The following is a 15,960-nucleotide window of genomic DNA, read 5'->3' as shown; positions in this document are numbered from 1 at the left end:
GATGCCGATGTCACACTACGGTGAAAGCGGTTCCGGCAGGTAGGGAAAGGATGAGAGGTCAGCCGTCCCGTATCCGCGGCGTCTCTTCCTCTCGGCCTGGCGGCGAAGTGCCGTGCGGGCGGCCTCCATCGGCCCGAGAAAGCAGGACTTGCTGCGACCGCGGGTCCCGATCCGCCCCCAGTGGCGCATGACGGCGACCTCCCCGAACAATGTGGGCTCGAGCGTGAGTGCATAGTAGCGTGCCATGTTTCGGGCCGGGTCGATGCGGCGCAGGACGATGGTGTCGTTCGGGGGCGTGGTCGTTTCGTTCATGCGAGGAGTCTCGCGGACGGCGAATCGATCGTCCAATGAAAGGTTTGAATCGGTTGGTGCCGACCGATTCATCCTTGTGATGATTGCGGGTGTCATGCTGAGGGCGCCCCCCGCCCTTGTGGATCGGGCCATCATGCCATATATTCCGCATTGAAAAGATGGCAATTGATATGGCGGTGGTGGCATGGTTCAGGCAGTGAAGATCCGGCAGGACAACGCGCCGCTGGTGCTCTCCTATATGGGGCCTGGCGGAAAGATCGCAGCCGACGAGGTCGCGGACGGTTTTGGCATGTCGAAGAGCCAGCTGGCGGAGACGGCGGGCCTTGCCCGCGAGACGCTCTACCGCGCCGAGCGCAGCCGCGGTGCCAAGACGCAAGGGCGGCTGCGCGAGATGCTGGAGATCATCAGCCGGGTCAGCGAGTGGGCGGGCGGCAAGGAACAGGCCATGGCCTGGTACCGCGCACAGCCGATCGCTGCCTTCGGCGGGCGGACCGCCGAGGCACTGGTGAAGGACGGCAAGGCCGCAGCCGTGCGCGACTATCTCGACCATGTCGCGCTCGGTGGATTTGCGTGAGGTTTGTCGGTACGGCCTATCGGGCGCATGACCCACGCTGGTCGTTCAAGCCGATATCGGGGGAGGGTGCGGCGATCCGGGGCGCCCGGTTCAATCCGCGCGGGGTGCCGGCGCTCTACCTCGGTCTCAGTGTCATGACGGCGATAAAGGAAGCCAACCAGGGCTTTGCCCATCGCATCGACCCGTGCGTCCTCTGCTCCTACGACATCGATTGCGAGGACATTGCCGACCTCTCCACGCCTGAGGGCCGTCTGTCGGCCGGTGTCGCCTTGGACGAGATCGCCTGCGCCTGGGCCATGGCGCTCGCCGAGGGCAGGAGGCCGGCGTCCTGGGCCGTCCATGACCGTCTCGCGGCGCGCAACGTCGCCGGCATCGTCGTGCCGAGCTTTGCGCCCGGCGCCGACGAAAGCGACCGCAACCTCGTCCTCTGGAACTGGGGACCGGACCTGCCGCACCGCGTTGCGGTCTTCGATCCCAGCGGGCGCCTGCCGAAGGACCAGCTTTCCTGGAAGTAACGCAAGGCAGGCCTGCAGATCGCAGGTTTCCCGCATGGCCGCCGGACCTGCGCGCGCACGTTGCTTGATAGTTACATAATCGACAGTTACGTCTGTAACCAATGCTGGATTGGCCGTTTGCGGAGGAGGTGGACGCCATGCTGGACAAGGCCCATGAGGCGGTCGCCGAAGGCGCGACGACGTCGAATACACCGAGATACATGCCCGGCTTCGGCAACGACTTCGAGACGGAGTCGCTTCCCGGCGCTCTGCCGCAGGGGCAGAACAGCCCCCAGCGCTGCAACTACGGCCTCTATGCCGAGCAGCTTTCCGGCTCGCCGTTCACCGCCCCGCGCGGTACGAACGAGCGGTCCTGGCTTTACCGCATCCGCCCCTCCGTCCGCCACACGCGCCGTTTCTCCAATGCGAGCTATCCGTTCTGGAAGACGGCGCCTTGCCTGGACGATCATTCGCTGCCGCTCGGCCAGTTGCGCTGGGACCCGTTGCCCGCGCCGGCGGAGACGCTGAATTTCATCGAGGGCATCCGCACGATGACCTCGGCCGGCGACGCGCTGACCCAGACGGGCATGGCCGCGCACGCCTATGTCTTCAACGCCGACATGGTCGACGACTATTTCTTCGACGCCGACGGCGAACTGCTCGTCGTGCCGCAACTGGGCGCCGTCCGGGTGTTCACGGAGATGGGCATCATCGACGTCGAGCCACTGGAGATCTGCCTGATCCCGCGCGGGATGATGTTCAAGGTCGCCCGCATCGGTGAGGGCGACAGTTGGCGCGGCTATGTCTGCGAGAACTACGGCGCGAAATTCATGCTTCCCGACCGCGGGCCGATCGGCGCGAATTGCCTGGCCAACCCGCGCGACTTCAAGACCCCGGTCGCCGCCTTCGAGGACAAGGAGACGCCGTGCAAGGTGCACGTGAAATGGTGCGGCAGGTTCTACGTCACCGAGATCGGCCACTCGCCGCTCGATGTCGTCGCCTGGCACGGCAACTACGCGCCGTTCAAATACGATCTGAGGACCTACTCGCCGGTGGGCGCCATTCTCTTCGATCATCCCGACCCGTCGATCTTCACGGTGCTGACGGCGCCATCGGGCGAGGAGGGAACGGCGAACATCGACTTCGTCATCTTCCCGCCGCGCTGGCTGGTTGCCGAGCACACCTTCCGTCCGCCCTGGTACCACCGCAACATCATGAGCGAGTTCATGGGACTGATCCACGGGCAGTACGACGCCAAGGAGCAGGGCTTCGTTCCCGGCGGCATGAGCCTGCACAACATGATGCTGCCGCACGGCCCGGACGCCACCGGCTTCGACAAGGCATCGAGCGTCGAACTGAAGCCGGTCAAGCTGGACCACACCATGGCCTTCATGTTCGAGACCCGCTTCCCGCAGCAACTGACCAAATTCGCAGCAGAACTGGAGACGCTGCAGGACAGCTACATCGAATGCTGGGACGGTCTCGAGCGCCGTTTCAACGGCACGCCCGGCGTCAAGTAGTGGCAGGCGGTTCGCCCAAAGCTCTTATGTCGGGCCTCGTCGAGGGAGGGGAGCGATCCAAGGGAGGGGAGCGATCCAAGAGGGCTTTAGCCGCCCTGCCATGCCTTGACCGCCTCGAGCGGCCAGACCAGCATCAGGATGTTCAGGGCGAGCCCGTCACGGATGAGATAGGTCGTCAGTGCCTCGAAGAAGACGATGATGGCGATGCTGGCCCAGACCGGCAGGCGGGCTGCAAGGAAGAAGCCGATCACCATGGCCGCGATGTCGGCCGCCGAATTGATGATGCTGTCGCCGAAATAGTCGAGCGAGATCGTCGCTTCCCGGTAGCGATTGATGATGAAGCTGGTGTTCTCGAAGATTTCCCAGGCGCATTCAACGACAAGCGCGAAGGTCAGGCGCGTGGCGATGCTCGCCCGCGGCATCAGCCAGGTGAACAGCGCATAGAACAGGATGCCGTGGATGATGTGGCTCGGCGTGTACCAGTCCGAAAGGTGCTGCGAATTCTCGGAGGAAACGACGACGCCGTGCCAGAGCTTTACATAGCCGCATTTACAGATCCAGATTCGTCCCATCAAATGCAGGACCACGGCCGTAGCTGCGATGGCCGCCGCGGCGACGGCGACCGGTTTGGGGAGGGTCCGGTTCAAGCGAGTGGCTTTCCTGGCTGGCTCGGAGTGCGGTGAAGGATACAGAATCGTATCGGCGCGACGATGCCACGACGGCGCCGGCAAAGACAAGATCAAGGGAGGAAGCATGAAACTCGCGACATTGAAGGACAGTACGCGCGACGGCAGGCTGGTTGTCGTCTCCAGGGACCTGACGCGCTGCTCGGAGGTGGGCCACATCGCCCGCACGCTGCAATCGGCGTTGGACGACTGGGCCCATGCCGGCCCCCGGCTTGCCCTCGTGGCCGAGGGGATCGAGACCGGATCGCAGCCCACCATGCGTTTCCATGAGCACGAGGCGGCCTCGCCGCTGCCGCGGGCCTATCAGTGGGCTGACGGCTCGGCCTACGTCAACCACGTCGAACTGGTGCGCAAGGCGCGCAACGCGGAGATGCCGGAAAGCTTCTGGACCGATCCGCTGATGTACCAGGGCGGTTCGGACAGCTTCCTCGGCCCTCGCGATCCCATCGTGATGGCCGACGAGGCCTACGGCATCGACATGGAAGGCGAGGTTGCCGTCATCGTCGACGACGTGGCCATGGGCGCCGGCGTCGAGGAGGCTCGCGCGGCAATCCGGCTCGTCATGCTGGTCAACGACGTCTCGCTGCGCGGCCTCATCCCAGGCGAACTCGCCAAGGGTTTCGGCTTCTTTCAGTCAAAACCGTCTTCCGCCTTTTCGCCGGTGGCCGTGACGCCCGACGAGCTGGGCGAAGCCTGGGATGGTGGCAAGGTGCATCTGCCGCTGCTGGTGTCGCTTAACGGCAAGCCGTTCGGCCGCGTTGACGCCGGCGTCGACATGACCTTCGACTTCGGCCAGCTCGTGGCGCATGCGGCACGGACGCGTCCGCTGGCTGCCGGCTCCGTCATCGGTTCGGGAACCGTCTCCAACAAGCTGGACGGCGGACCCGGCAAGCCTGTCTGGGACGGGGGCCAGGGATATTCCTGCATCGCCGAGCTGCGCACGATCGAGACGATCGAAACCGGAGCGCCCAAGACCCCGTTCATGAAGTTCGGCGACACGGTCCGGATCGAGATGAGGGACAAGGCCGGACATTCGGTCTTCGGTGCCATCGAGCAGACGGTGAAGCGCCCCGAACCGGCATGACGGCACGCCGGGGGACCGCTTCGGGCGCGGCAGGCGCGGGGCGGAGCGGTCCACGGCGGCAATTTTCGGAAAGACGCAGATGGATGAGATCGTTCTCTACGACTACTGGCGATCGTCGGCGAGCTATCGCGTCCGCATCGCCCTGAACAGCCTTGACCTCGGATACCGCACTGTCCCCGTCAATCTGCTGACGGGCGCGCACAAGGCGCCCGGGCACCTGGGCCGCAATCCGCAGGGTCTCGTACCAGTGCTCGAGATCGACGGGCTGATGCTGACCCAGTCGCTTTCGATCATCGAATATCTTGCCGAGACCCGTGGTGCTGGCGGCTTCCTGCCGGCCGATCCGCCCGGCCGCCAGCGGACAAGAGCGCTCGCCTATGCGATCGCCATGGACATCCACCCGGTCTGCAATCTCGGCGTGGTCGGCCACGTCATGGAGCTGACGGGGCGAGGGGAGGCCGCGCGCACGGACTGGATGGGGAAGTTCATCGGCGAGGGCCTGTCGGCGGTCGAGCGCATGCTGGACGATCCGCGCACCGGGACGTTCTGCCATGGCGACACGCCGTCCATGGCGGATTTCTGCCTCGTTCCGCAGGTCTATAATGCCGAGCGCTGGGGCGTGGACCTCTCCAGATTCTCCCACATTCGCCGCATCGCCGCGGCCTGCAACGCGCTGCCGGCGTTCCAGGCGGCCCACCCCGACAGCGTGAAGCCGCAATAGCGCGTGGAAGGATTGTTGCCGGCAGCTCGAACATGCGGAAAACCGGCCGCCTGCGTGGTCCTTCGGCGGCGCGCTGCGGTCAGAAGTGAATATGTTCACAAAAGTGTCAACCGGCGCGAATAGAGCCGCAGTGAGGCCCGTCTTCCTTATGTTGGGGCAGAGCGCGTGATTTCCGCGCAATCATACAAATTTCGCGGACAGTGCGGACGTCGATTTCGGCGTCGTTTTTCCCCCACGTGTACTCGACATCTGTCGTTGCTCGTCTTGCGAAGCGACTTCCAGTCGGGGAGCGTGACGCGACCCTGGTGGCCCGATCGACAACGCGCCGGACGCTATGGCGCGCCGTTTGTCGCGCCTTGAGGCGAAGAGATTGCCCTTTGGCGCAAAATCCTGGATAGACGACCTATGAGCGAAACGAACCAGGCCTACCAATATCCCGTTGCAGACGACCATCTGTTGCCGCGCAACACTCGTCGTTCGCTGCCGATCGCGCTCCTGAGGGCGCGCGAGGCGGTGATGAGCCATTTCAGGCCGATGCTGGTAAAGTACGACGTGACCGAGCAGCAGTGGCGCGTGATCCGTGTCCTTGCCGAAGCCGATGTGCTCGACGCATCGGAAGTGGCGGAAAAGACGTTCATCCTGGCTCCCAGCCTGACGCGGATGATCAAGTCGCTGGAGGAGCGTGGCTTCATCACCCGCCACAAGGACCAGGACGACGGCCGCCGGGTGCTCCTGAAGATCGCGCCGGCCGGGCTGGAGATCATCAACACCGTGACCCCCGACAGCTGCGCGATCTACGATCACATCGAGGCGCGCTACGGCAAGGAGCGCGTCGAGCACCTGATCGACCTGCTGAACGACATGGCCCTCCTGAAGAGCGACGAGCCGTTCATCGCCGAGGAATAGCCTCCGCCTGCGCGGCATTCTCCGGCTGCCGATCGAAAAGGGCGGATGCGAAGGCGCCCGGATCCAGGGACCCGGGCGTCGGAGGTCGCAAGCCTTGTGCCCGCGTCAGGCGAGGTTGCCCATGCAGAGATACTTCATCTCCAGATAGTCGTCGGCGCCGTGGTGTGAGCCTTCGCGCCCCAGCCCTGATTGCTTGATGCCGCCGAAGGGGGCGGCCTCCGAGGAAATCAGGCCGGTGTTGATGCCGACCATGCCGTATTCCAGCGCCTCCGCTACCTTCCAGACCTTCTTCAGGTCTTCAGCAAAGAAGTATGCCGCGAGCCCGAACTCGGTGTCGTTGGCCTGCGCGATCACGTCGTCGACGGTGCCGAAGCGGAACAGCGGCGCGACCGGCCCGAAGGTCTCCTCGCGCGCCACCTTCATGGTGCGGTCGACGCCGGTCAGGATCGTCGGCTGGAAGAAGGTCCCTTCCCCGGCAAAGCGCTTGCCGCCGGATAGGATCTTGGCACCCCTGGAGACGGCGTCGGCGATGTGCGCCTCGACCTTCTCGATCGCTGCTTCCTCGATCAGCGGACCGATCGAGACGCCCTTGTCGAAGCCGCTGCCGACCGAAAGCTGCTTCACTTTGGCTGCGAGCTTTTCGGCGAAGGCGTCATAGACGTTCGATTGGACATAGATCCGGTTGGCGCAGACGCAGGTCTGGCCGGCATTGCGATACTTCGAAGTGAGCGCGCCGTCGACGGCGGCGTCGATATCGGCATCGTCGAAGACGATGAAAGGCGCGTTGCCGCCGAGCTCGAGACTGACCTTCTTGATCTGGTCGGCGCACTGGCGCATCAGGATACGGCCGACTTCGGTGGAGCCGGTGAACGAGATCTTGCGGACCTTCGGGTTGAAGCAGAGCTCCTTGCCGATCGCCGGTCCGTCGGTGCCGAGGACGACGTTGAAGACGCCGGCGGGAACGCCTGCCTTCTCCGCCAGGACCGCCAGCGCGATCGCCGAAAGCGGCGTCTGCTCGGCCGGCTTGGAGACCACCGTGCAGCCGACGGCGAGGGCCGGCGCCACCTTCCGCGCGATCATGGCTGCGGGGAAATTCCACGGCGTGATCGTGCCGACGACCCCGACCGGCTGCCTGATGACGAGCATGCGCTTGTCTGCGGAAGGGGCTGGGATCGTCTCGCCGTTGATGCGCTTGGCCTCTTCCGCGTACCACTCGACATAGGACGCGGCATAGAGGATCTCGCCCTTCGCATCCGCCAGCGGCTTGCCCATCTCCGCCGTCAGGATCGCCGCGAGTTCGTCGGCATTGGTAACCATCAGGTCATGCCATCTGCGCAGGATGGCACTCCGCTCCTTGGCGGGGCGCGCGGCCCATGCCGGCTGCGCCTTGTGGGCGGCGTCGATGGCAGCAGAGGTCTCGGTCGCGCCCATCTCCGGCAGCGTCGCCAGTTTTTCGCCGGTGGCCGGGTTGAGGACGTCAAAGGTGGCCGTGCCGTTGCCGCCAGTCCAGTTCCCGTCGACATAGCCGCGGTCGCGCAGGAGCTCGGTCGAGGTCAGATGCTTGGTGAGGGCGTCGTGGAAGGCCATTTCACTTTTCCTTCGGGTAAAGCGCAGGCTGCGCCCGGACGCATACGCCCGGGCGTCGCCACCTGCCGTGTTGCCAGCGATGATTTGAACGGATGCTCGCGTCGCCTCAGGCGGCGCGGGCCTCCAGCAGCGAGGCCTCGATGATATCGAGCGCCTCGGCGAAGACCTCGTCCTGGACCGTCAGTGGTGCGAGGAAGCGGATGACGTTGCCGTGCACGCCGCAGGTCAGCAGGATCAGGCCCTTCTCCAGCGCTTTCAGCCGGACCTTGTTGGCGAAGTCCGCGCTCGGCAGCTTGGTCTTGGCGTCGTTGAACTCGACGGCGTTCATGAAACCGGGGCCGCGGATGTCGATGATTTCCGGAACCTTCTCGCGCAGCGATTCGAGGCGCTGCTTGAGGCGGTTGCCGAGGCTAGTCGCGCGGTTGCAGAGGTCCTCGTCCTTGATGACGTCGAGAACGGCGTGGGCAGCTGCGACACCCAGCGGATTGCCGGCATAGGTGCCGCCGAGGCCGCCGGGGCCCGGCGCGTCCATGATCTCGGCGCGGCCGGTGACGGCCGCGATGGGGAAGCCGCCGCCAAGTCCCTTCGCCATCGTCGTCAGGTCGGCCACGACGCCGTGGTGCTCCATGGCGAACAGCTTGCCGGTGCGGGCAAAGCCGGTCTGGACCTCGTCGGCGATCAGGAGGATGCCGTGCTGGTCGCAGATCTCGCGGATCTGCTTCAGGAAGGCGGTCTGGGCTGGGTAGAAACCGCCTTCGCCCTGTACCGGCTCGATGATGATCGCGGCGACACGGTTCGGATCGACATCGGCGGCAAACAGCTTCTTCAGGGCTGCGATCGACTGATCGGCCGTGGTGCCCTGCAGTTCGACGGGGAAGGGCACGTGGAAGACGTCGGCCGGCATCGCGCCGAAGCCGACCTTGTAGGGGACGACCTTGCCGGTCAGCGCCATGCCCATGAAGGTACGGCCATGGAAAGCGCCGCCGAAGGCGACGACCGCCTGTCGGCCCGTGGCGGCGCGGGCGATCTTGACGGCGTTCTCCACGGCTTCGGCGCCGGTGGTGACGAAGATCGTCTTCTTGGCGAAGTTGCCGGGGACGAGCTGGTTCAGCCGCTCGGCGAGCTCGACGTAGTTCTCGTAGGGGACGACCTGGTGGCAGGTGTGGGTGAAGCGGTCGAGCTGCGCCTTGACGGCCTCGATGACGCGCGGATGCCGGTGGCCGGTGTTGACAACGGCGATGCCGGCGGCGAAGTCGATGTAGCGATTGCCTTCCTTGTCCCAGATCTCCGCGTTTTCTGCGCGATCGGCGTAGATCTGCGTGGTCATGCCAACGCCGCGGGAGATGGCTGCATTCTTGCGGTCGGTGAGGGATGTCGCGGTCATCTTGCGGAGTCCTGACGCTGGAGGGCTTTATATCTTGCATTTTTTCTGCAAGAACATATGCAATACCTACATTTTTTCTGTAGGATTGCAACGGGAATTTTCGGGCGGGCGAGGGTCTGCGTCCTGATGGAACAGGCATGGCGCGCCGGAGGCCCGCAAGCTGCTATAACGGCGAGAATAACACAAGAATCAGGGTTCATTGGCATGAGCGATCCGGAAACGGTTCACTACAAGGTGGCGGAAGCCGCGCGGCTTGCCGGCGTTTCCGCTTCGACGTTGCGGCTTTGGGAAAGCCAGGGTCTGGTGGTGCCGGGACGGTCGGAGACCGGCCATCGACAATACAGCGCCGACGACGTGGCGCGGCTGAAGAAGATCTCCTGGTATCGTGCCGCGCGCGGGCTCAATCCGGCCGCGATCCGCGAGGCACTGGAGGCGGAGGATGCGGCATCGGACGCCGTTTCCACACCCTCTGTCGAGGGCGACGCGGCGCAAGGGGTCGGGCGCAAGTTCAGGGCATTGCGGCACGCCGCCGGCAAGACGCTGGAGCAGGTCGCAGGCGACATCGGCATTGCCACCTCGGTCCTGTCCACCTTCGAGCGCACCTCGCAAGGGGTGACGTTTCGCGTGATGCACGACCTTGCCGAGTACTACGGCACGACCGTCTCGAAGCTCTCCGGCGAGGATGACGTGGAGCAGCGCAGCGTCGTGCGTGCCGGCGAGTGGAATTTCTGGCCGGAGACGTCGCCGGGCGTCGTCGTGCAGGTGCTGGCCGACGGCCGCAACATGATGGACTGCCACCGCTTCCTTCTGTCTCCGGGAGCCTCCAGCGACGGCGCCTATCGCCATGAAGGCGAGGAATTCATCCACGTGCTTTCCGGCCGGTTCGAGATGGTGCTCGACGGCGACGAGTTCCATGATCTGGGGCCTGGCGATTCCATCTACTTCGACAGCCGCCGCCACCATTCCTGGCGCAACCGCCACGATGGCGAGACGGTGCTGATCTGGATCAACACGCCGCCGACGTTCTGATCGCGGCCTACTCGAAATCATGGCAGCGAGTCCTAGTTTACACGCCAGATTTGCCGAATTCCACAGAGCGATCGTCGAGGGGGCTCGTAATGACGCACAGGTTGCCAGCATTCGCACTGTCCATGGCGTTCGCCTTCGGATGTCTTCCAAGCGCGGGGCGGGCTGCCGAAGCCGTCCCGGTGACGCCCGACAACTTCACGCGGGCGGAGTCGGACATGTATTTCGCCGTTGAGGCCGCCGGCGGCGCGTTCGGCAAGCTGCAGCACCGCCGCGAGATGATGCCGATCGACCGGCAGACCGTGATCCGCAGCAATCGCGATACGCTGTACTCGTCCGGCGTCTTCGATCTCGACGCCGGCCCCGTGACCGTCTCGATGCCGGATGCCGGGACGCGCTTCATGTCGCTGATGGTCATCGACGAGGACCACTACGTACCCTTCATCGCCCACGGCAAGGGCAGCCATACCTTCACCAGGGAGCAGATCGGCACGCGCTACATGCTGGTGGCCGTGCGCACGCTCGTGGATCCGCAGCAGCCTGCCGACCTGAGGGCCGCCCATGCGCTGCAGGATGCCATTGCGGTGGAACAGGCGGAACCCGGGCACTTCGAGATTCCGGATTGGGACAAGGTGAGCCAGAAGAAGATCCGCGACGCCCTGCTGGTGCTGAACACGACCCTGCCCGACCTGCGCCACGCTTTCGGCAGCAGAAGCGAGGTCGATCCGATCCGGCACCTGATCGGGACGGCGGCCGGGTGGGGCGGCAATCCGGACAAGGAGGCCATCTACCTGAACGTCACGCCGCGGCATAATGACGGCCGCACCGTCTATCGGCTGAGCGTGAGGGACGTGCCGGTCGACGGCTTCTGGTCCATCAGCGTCTACAACGCCCAGGGCTTCTTCGTGCCGAACGCGCTCAATGCCTATTCCCTCAACAACCTGACGGCCGCCAAGGAGGGAGACGGGACCGTCAAGGTCCAGTTCGGCGGCTGCGACACCCAGAGCGTAAATTGCCTGCCGACTCCCGAAGGCTGGAACTACCTGGTCCGCCTCTACCAGCCGCAGGCGGCGATCCTGGACGGAAGCTGGCAGTTCCCCGAGGCGCAACAGGTCCGCTGAGGGCGGGAAGCCGTCGGTTGCAGCCCCCGTCCGAACCGGCAGCAACGAACGGTTCTATTGGACCGATGGCCCGCCGGGGCACTGCAACGGGCGTGCAGCCAGTTGCGTGCCCGTCCCCTGCTGCGAAATCGGGCCGGGGTCGGGCTCTTCGGCCGGCTGGCATTCGATCGTGACGCCGACGATGCCCTCCCACCCCTTCATGATGATGTCTCTTGCCCGTTCCAGTTCCTCGATCGTCGGGAATAACGGCTCGCTCCGACCTCCGCCCTGCTCGTCGTTGAGTGTCGGCAGGTCCCGCTGCAGGCTCGCGGGCACCTTCCCCTCGTGCATCAGGGCGCTGAGGCGGATCGGCTGACATCCGCCCCCGAGCATGAAGAGTTGCGCCTCGTCCGAGTAGAGATGCTCCATCCAGAGCCGCGCGGCGGAGGGATGCCTTGCGAAGGCGCTGATGGCCTGGGCGTAGATTCCGGCGAGACGGCCCGTGCGCGGCCTGACCACCTCGATGCGGGCCTTGTCCCTCAAGGCATCGCGGTCGCCGAGAGCGAGATAATCCCAGCGGATGAGGATGGGTGTGCGTCCGTCGGCAAGGCTTGCGGCGTTTCCGATGATGGGCACGAAGTTGCCGATCCTGTGCAATTCGGCAAAAAACGCCAGTCCCCGTTGCGCTGCCTCGTCCATCCGCCCGTTCGTTGCCGACAGGCCCGCGGCCAGCACGGTCTGGATCGTCTGGTTCGAGCCGATGTCGCCGGCGATGCCGACTGAACCCCTGAATTCGGCCGAGGCGAGATCGGCCCAGTCTGTCGGCAGCCGCGGAACGCGGTCGGTATTGACGGCGAACGCGAGCACGCCGTAGTAGCCGCCATACCAGTATCCGTCGGCGTCCCTGGCGTCGCCCGGAACCGAACCCCAGGTGGATATCCTGTAGGGCTGCAGGAGGCCCTCCTTCTTCGCCGCCACTGCGAAGGACAGGCCGACGTCGATGACATCCGGTGCACTTGCGTCGTCCTCGTCGCGGCCAGCGCGGATCGCGTCGAGGACCTGCTCCGACGATGCCTCCGGAGCGCGTTCGTCGACCACCAGGCCGTACTTCTGCTCGAAGCCGTCGATGATGCGGCCGTAGTCGCACCAGTCGCGGGGCAAGGCGACGACGATGAGCCGGCCCTCCCTGCGCGCCGCCGCCACGATTTCGGACGGTGGTGATGCCGCAGCCACGGCAAGGGATGCGAGGAGAACCATCGTCGACAACGCGAGCAGCTTCGGCGCCCGCATGCCCGGCATTCGCTTCATTGTCGCCCCTCCATTTCGCAATGGATCTGCGGGGCGAATTCTATCACCCGGGCGGCCTATCGACCATCACTGAAACGCGGTCTGCGGCCCGCCTCTCACGTCGAAGCACCCCGCCCGGAGGCCGCGCCTGCCGGCGGCAGGAGCAGCCGCATGGCGTTCAGCGTCACCAGCACCGTGGCCCCGGTATCGGCGAAGACGGCGATCCAGAGGCCCGTGATGCCGAGAATGGTGGTCACCAGGAAAACGGCCTTCAGCCCGAGCGCAATGGCGACGTTCTGGCGGATGTTGGCCATCGTCGCCCGTCCGAGCGCGATCGCGCGGGCGACATCGGCCAGGCGGTTGCCCATCAACGCGACGCCCGCCGTCTCCCGGGCAAGGCCGGTGCCCGATCCCATCGCCATGCCCACGCTCGCCGCCGCGAGCGCCGCCGCGTCGTTGATGCCGTCGCCGACCATCACCGTGCCGCGCTCTTTGGACAGCTTGCGGATCGCATCGACCTTGTCGGCCGGCAGCAGGCCACCGCGGGCGTCGTCGATCGACAGAGAGCGGCCGATGGCGGCGGCGGTCGCGGGATTGTCGCCGGAGAGCATCAGTGTGCGGACCCCGAGCGCCTTCAGCGCGGCGATGCCCGCGCGCGCATCGTCGCGCGGTTCGTCGCGCAGCGCGATCGCGCCGACGCCGACCTTGTCGGCGACGACCACGGCGATGGTGTTGCCGGCCTGCTCGAAGGCTGCGATCTTCTCAGTGAGTGCTGTGCCGATCGTGCCTTCCTCGGCGGCAAAGCGCGGTGCGCCGATGAAGATCGTCCGTCCGGCGACCGATCCGCTGACGCCGCGTCCTGCGAGCGCCCTGATCTCCGATGCCGGAGCCGGCGTGAGCTTGCGGGTCTGCGCCTCGGCGACGATGGCCTCCGCCAGGGGATGGCTCGAGCCGGCCTCGATCGCCGCCGCCAGCGCCAGCAGGTCTTCCACCGTGCCATCCGTGGCATGTACGTCGGTCACCGCCGGCCGGCCGCGGGTCAGCGTGCCGGTCTTGTCGAAAGCGACGACTTCCGCCTTCGCCAGCGTTTCCAGGATGACGCCGCCCTTGGCAAGGATGCCGGCGCGTGCTGCCGTCGCCAGCGCGGAGGCGACGGCGGCGGGGACGGATATGACGAGCGCACAGGGGCAGCCGATCAGCAGCAGCGCCAGCCCGCGATAGATCCAGGTGTGCCATTCGCCGCCGAGAAAGAGGGGCGGGACGATAGCGACCAGCAGCCCGAGGGCTGCGATCAGCGGGGTGTAGATCCGCGAGAAACTGTCGATGAAGCGCTGTGCGGGGGCCTTTGCATCCTGCGCCTCCTCGACCAATGCGACCATGCGGGCGATGGTGTTGTCGGCCGCCGACTTCTCCGCGCGGATCTTCAGGGCCGCATCGATCGCGACCGAGCCGGCGAAGACCTTCTCGCCGGGCCCGCGCGATACCGGGATGCTTTCGCCGGTGATCGCCGCCTCGTCCAGATGCGCGCGGCCTTCGATGACCGTGCCGTCCGCCGCCACATGGTCGCCCGGCCGGGCCAGCACGACGTGGCCGGGTCGGATGCTTGCAGCGGCAACCTCGCGCACGACGCCGTCCTCCTCGATGAAGGCCCGGTCGGGCACGAGCGACGCCAAAGCCTCGATCCCGGCGCGGGCGCGGCTGGCGGCGTAGCCTTCGAGTACCTCGCCGGTCGCAAACAGGAAGACGACCACCGTCGCCTCGGCCGGCTCGCCGATGATGACCGCACCGATGACGGCAACCGTCATCAGCATCTCGATGGTGAAGGGCGCGCCTGCAAGCGCTGCGGCTACGGCGCGGCGCGCGATGGGCAGCGCCAGGAGAACGGCCGCGGCGATGAACAGGTAATGCCCGGCGACAGGCCAGATATGATTGATGACGAAGGCGGCTGCGGTCGCGATCCCGCCGACGATGGCATGCAGGCCCTTGGGCGTCCGCCACCAGGCGACGGCTACCGGCCGCGGGGCCGGGGCGTCCGCGGCCAGGAGCTCGGCGCCATAGCCGAGGCTTTTGACCCGCTCGCCCACCCGGTCGAGTGGCGTCCTGGCCTCGTCGATCGCGATGAACATCATCTCCCGCGGAACGGAAACGCGGACGTCCCTGACGCCGGGCATGCCGCCGACGGCGGTGCTGATGGTGTTGGCGCAGCTTGCGCAGTCCATGCCCGAAATGCGGAAGCGCCGGTAGCCGTCGCCGACCTCGGCCTCGTCCGTCGCAACTGGTCCGGCTTCGTCGGCCGCGCAGCAGCCGCCTGCGTGCTGATGGCCGTCGCCGTGTGCATGGGCGTGACCGTGCTTATGCTCCTGTCCGGCGGTGCTGTCGGTCTCGGGCTGAAGGCGCTTGTCCATTGCAAATCTCCCTGATCTGCACCACCTATAATTCCTGTAGTCACTATAGGTTCAAGCGGAAATATCCATGGAACGCGTCTTTTCGATCGGCAAGCTCGCCGAAGCCAGCGGTTCGAAGGTCGAGACCATCCGCTATTACGAATCGATCGGGCTGCTGCCGGAGCCGGAACGCAATGCCGGCAACCAGCGTCGCTATACCCCGCGCCACTATGACAGGCTCGCCTTCATCCTGCACGCGCGCGATCTCGGCCTTTCCACCGAGGCCGTCCGGCAACTGATCGATCTGTCGCTGCATCCCGACATGCCGTGCCGGGACGCCGACGAGATTGCGCGGCGCCAGCTGGAGGACGTGCGCCAGAGGATTGCCCGGCTGAAGCTGCTGGAGGCCGAACTGGAGCGAACGCTTTCGAGCTGCACCCACGGGACGATCGCCGAATGCAAGGTGATCGAGGCGCTGGCGCAATGCGGCGCCTGCGAGCGCCACCACCGGCCGCCCCGCTGAGCGCGGCGATGCCCGCCTTGGTGATGCCGTGGATGGGGGCTATGCACGCAGAATGACAAAGCGATCCGGAACCCTGTCGATGCGGCTGGCACTTGCGGGTGCGATTGCGGGCTGCGCAACCCCGCCGGTTATGGCCCAGTCGGACACGTCGGACGAGAGCGGGCCGTTCGCGGCCGCTCCCGCGCGCGATCCCGACATCGCCGTGCAGGAGGAGTTCGACGCCGCCCGCCGGGCCGACACGGTGAAGGCCTGGGAACTCTTCATCGCCCGCCACCCGGATCATCGGCTGGCTAAAGAGGCGCAGCAGGAGCTGCGCCGCCTGACCGGGCAATAGCAAGCGGGGCACCGCGCCTTCGGAATGACGGTTTGCGA

At 65.9% G+C, this 15,960-nt stretch carries 16 protein-coding genes; 10 read left to right on the top strand and 6 right to left on the bottom strand.

Going from position 1 to position 15,960, the window contains the following annotated elements; translation table 11 throughout:
* Positions 1-15: 15 nt before the first annotated feature.
* A complete protein-coding gene (locus GGQ64_RS17360; protein WP_183806575.1) occupies positions 16-312 on the bottom strand; it encodes a WGR domain-containing protein in 297 nt (98 codons plus the stop codon).
* A 184-nt stretch (positions 313-496) separates the two neighbouring features.
* Between GGQ64_RS17360 and GGQ64_RS17355 the strand changes: the two genes are divergently transcribed.
* The 3 genes from GGQ64_RS17355 to hmgA all read left to right on the top strand — a co-directional run bounded on the left by GGQ64_RS17355 (position 497) and on the right by hmgA (position 2,900).
* Positions 497-886, top strand: coding sequence for an antitoxin Xre/MbcA/ParS toxin-binding domain-containing protein (locus GGQ64_RS17355; protein ID WP_183806574.1), 390 nt, complete (start codon positions 497-499; stop codon positions 884-886).
* Positions 883-1,401, top strand: a complete 519-nt coding sequence (locus GGQ64_RS17350) for an RES domain-containing protein (RefSeq protein ID WP_183806573.1) — start codon at positions 883-885, stop codon at positions 1,399-1,401. The genes GGQ64_RS17355 and GGQ64_RS17350 overlap by 4 nt, the downstream gene beginning before the upstream one ends.
* Before the next feature lie 137 nt (positions 1,402-1,538).
* On the top strand, positions 1,539-2,900 hold the full coding sequence (gene hmgA, locus GGQ64_RS17345; RefSeq protein WP_183806572.1) for a homogentisate 1,2-dioxygenase: 1,362 nt from the start codon (positions 1,539-1,541) through the stop codon (positions 2,898-2,900).
* A gap of 86 nt (positions 2,901-2,986) precedes the next feature.
* Here hmgA and GGQ64_RS17340 read toward each other — a convergent pair whose 3' ends face one another.
* Complete coding sequence (locus GGQ64_RS17340) at positions 2,987-3,547, bottom strand: DUF2585 domain-containing protein (protein WP_246422743.1); 561 nt, start codon at positions 3,545-3,547, stop codon at positions 2,987-2,989.
* 106 nt (positions 3,548-3,653) lie between these two features.
* On the opposite strand from GGQ64_RS17340, the gene GGQ64_RS17335 reads away from it, so the two are divergent.
* From GGQ64_RS17335 to hpaR, 3 genes are all read left to right on the top strand, one after another.
* A complete protein-coding gene (locus GGQ64_RS17335; RefSeq protein ID WP_183806570.1) occupies positions 3,654-4,670 on the top strand; it encodes a fumarylacetoacetate hydrolase family protein in 1,017 nt (338 codons plus the stop codon).
* Positions 4,671-4,749: 79 nt separating this feature from the next.
* Positions 4,750-5,391, top strand: a complete 642-nt coding sequence (gene maiA, locus GGQ64_RS17330) for a maleylacetoacetate isomerase (RefSeq protein WP_183806569.1) — start codon at positions 4,750-4,752, stop codon at positions 5,389-5,391.
* A 405-nt stretch (positions 5,392-5,796) separates the two neighbouring features.
* Positions 5,797-6,297, top strand: a complete 501-nt coding sequence (hpaR, locus tag GGQ64_RS17325) for a homoprotocatechuate degradation operon regulator HpaR (RefSeq protein WP_183806568.1) — start codon at positions 5,797-5,799, stop codon at positions 6,295-6,297.
* 105 nt (positions 6,298-6,402) lie between these two features.
* Here hpaR and GGQ64_RS17320 read toward each other — a convergent pair whose 3' ends face one another.
* On the bottom strand, positions 6,403-7,884 hold the full coding sequence (locus tag GGQ64_RS17320; RefSeq protein WP_183806567.1) for an NAD-dependent succinate-semialdehyde dehydrogenase: 1,482 nt from the start codon (positions 7,882-7,884) through the stop codon (positions 6,403-6,405).
* A 106-nt stretch (positions 7,885-7,990) separates the two neighbouring features.
* Positions 7,991-9,268, bottom strand: a complete 1,278-nt coding sequence (locus GGQ64_RS17315) for a 4-aminobutyrate--2-oxoglutarate transaminase (RefSeq protein WP_183806566.1) — start codon at positions 9,266-9,268, stop codon at positions 7,991-7,993.
* A 204-nt stretch (positions 9,269-9,472) separates the two neighbouring features.
* Between GGQ64_RS17315 and GGQ64_RS17310 the strand changes: the two genes are divergently transcribed.
* Together GGQ64_RS17310 and GGQ64_RS17305 are read left to right on the top strand one after the other, a co-directional pair.
* Positions 9,473-10,297: a MerR family transcriptional regulator gene (locus tag GGQ64_RS17310; protein WP_183806565.1), complete on the top strand. Its 825-nt coding sequence runs from the start codon at positions 9,473-9,475 to the stop codon at positions 10,295-10,297.
* A 215-nt stretch (positions 10,298-10,512) separates the two neighbouring features.
* On the top strand, positions 10,513-11,415 hold the full coding sequence (locus tag GGQ64_RS17305; RefSeq protein ID WP_343059503.1) for a DUF1254 domain-containing protein: 903 nt from the start codon (positions 10,513-10,515) through the stop codon (positions 11,413-11,415).
* 54 nt (positions 11,416-11,469) lie between these two features.
* Here GGQ64_RS17305 and GGQ64_RS17300 read toward each other — a convergent pair whose 3' ends face one another.
* Together GGQ64_RS17300 and GGQ64_RS17295 are read right to left on the bottom strand one after the other, a co-directional pair.
* On the bottom strand, positions 11,470-12,702 hold the full coding sequence (locus GGQ64_RS17300) for an ABC transporter substrate-binding protein (protein WP_246422742.1): 1,233 nt from the start codon (positions 12,700-12,702) through the stop codon (positions 11,470-11,472).
* A 95-nt stretch (positions 12,703-12,797) separates the two neighbouring features.
* A complete protein-coding gene (locus GGQ64_RS17295) occupies positions 12,798-15,086 on the bottom strand; it encodes a heavy metal translocating P-type ATPase (protein WP_183806563.1) in 2,289 nt (762 codons plus the stop codon).
* A 67-nt stretch (positions 15,087-15,153) separates the two neighbouring features.
* Here GGQ64_RS17295 and GGQ64_RS17290 point away from each other — a divergent pair, with 67 nt between their 5' ends.
* Both GGQ64_RS17290 and GGQ64_RS17285 read left to right on the top strand, forming a co-directional pair.
* Entirely contained in the window at positions 15,154-15,588 is a 435-nt protein-coding gene (locus tag GGQ64_RS17290; RefSeq protein ID WP_183806562.1) for a MerR family transcriptional regulator, read from the top strand.
* A 52-nt stretch (positions 15,589-15,640) separates the two neighbouring features.
* The gene (locus GGQ64_RS17285; RefSeq protein ID WP_183806561.1) at positions 15,641-15,922 is read left to right on the top strand and encodes a hypothetical protein; all 282 of its coding nucleotides are present in this window, start codon (positions 15,641-15,643) and stop codon (positions 15,920-15,922) included.
* Positions 15,923-15,960: the final 38 nt, after the last annotated feature.

Source organism: Mycoplana azooxidifex, assembly GCF_014196765.1.
GTDB classification, from domain to species: Bacteria; Pseudomonadota; Alphaproteobacteria; order Rhizobiales; family Rhizobiaceae; genus Mycoplana; species Mycoplana azooxidifex.
Note: the sequence above shows the minus strand (reverse complement) of the source record. Positions and strands in the feature narration are given on the sequence as shown.

Bases quoted from the DNA above. Each gene is read 5' to 3' on its own strand.
- GGQ64_RS17295 (WP_183806563.1), bottom strand. From the start codon at position 15,086: ATGGACAAGCGCCTTCAGCCCGAGACCGACAGCACCGCCGGACAGGAG.
- GGQ64_RS17355 (WP_183806574.1), top strand. From the start codon at position 497: ATGGTTCAGGCAGTGAAGATCCGGCAGGACAACGCGCCGCTGGTGCTC.
- GGQ64_RS17290 (WP_183806562.1), top strand. From the start codon at position 15,154: ATGGAACGCGTCTTTTCGATCGGCAAGCTCGCCGAAGCCAGCGGTTCG.
- GGQ64_RS17305 (WP_343059503.1), top strand. From the start codon at position 10,513: ATGTATTTCGCCGTTGAGGCCGCCGGCGGCGCGTTCGGCAAGCTGCAG.
- hpaR (WP_183806568.1), top strand. From the start codon at position 5,797: ATGAGCGAAACGAACCAGGCCTACCAATATCCCGTTGCAGACGACCAT.
- GGQ64_RS17310 (WP_183806565.1), top strand. From the start codon at position 9,473: ATGAGCGATCCGGAAACGGTTCACTACAAGGTGGCGGAAGCCGCGCGG.
- GGQ64_RS17360 (WP_183806575.1), bottom strand. From the start codon at position 312: ATGAACGAAACGACCACGCCCCCGAACGACACCATCGTCCTGCGCCGC.
- hmgA (WP_183806572.1), top strand. From the start codon at position 1,539: ATGCTGGACAAGGCCCATGAGGCGGTCGCCGAAGGCGCGACGACGTCG.
- GGQ64_RS17315 (WP_183806566.1), bottom strand. From the start codon at position 9,268: ATGACCGCGACATCCCTCACCGACCGCAAGAATGCAGCCATCTCCCGC.
- GGQ64_RS17335 (WP_183806570.1), top strand. From the start codon at position 3,654: ATGAAACTCGCGACATTGAAGGACAGTACGCGCGACGGCAGGCTGGTT.
- GGQ64_RS17320 (WP_183806567.1), bottom strand. From the start codon at position 7,884: ATGGCCTTCCACGACGCCCTCACCAAGCATCTGACCTCGACCGAGCTC.
- GGQ64_RS17285 (WP_183806561.1), top strand. From the start codon at position 15,641: ATGACAAAGCGATCCGGAACCCTGTCGATGCGGCTGGCACTTGCGGGT.
- maiA (WP_183806569.1), top strand. From the start codon at position 4,750: ATGGATGAGATCGTTCTCTACGACTACTGGCGATCGTCGGCGAGCTAT.
- GGQ64_RS17300 (WP_246422742.1), bottom strand. From the start codon at position 12,702: ATGAAGCGAATGCCGGGCATGCGGGCGCCGAAGCTGCTCGCGTTGTCG.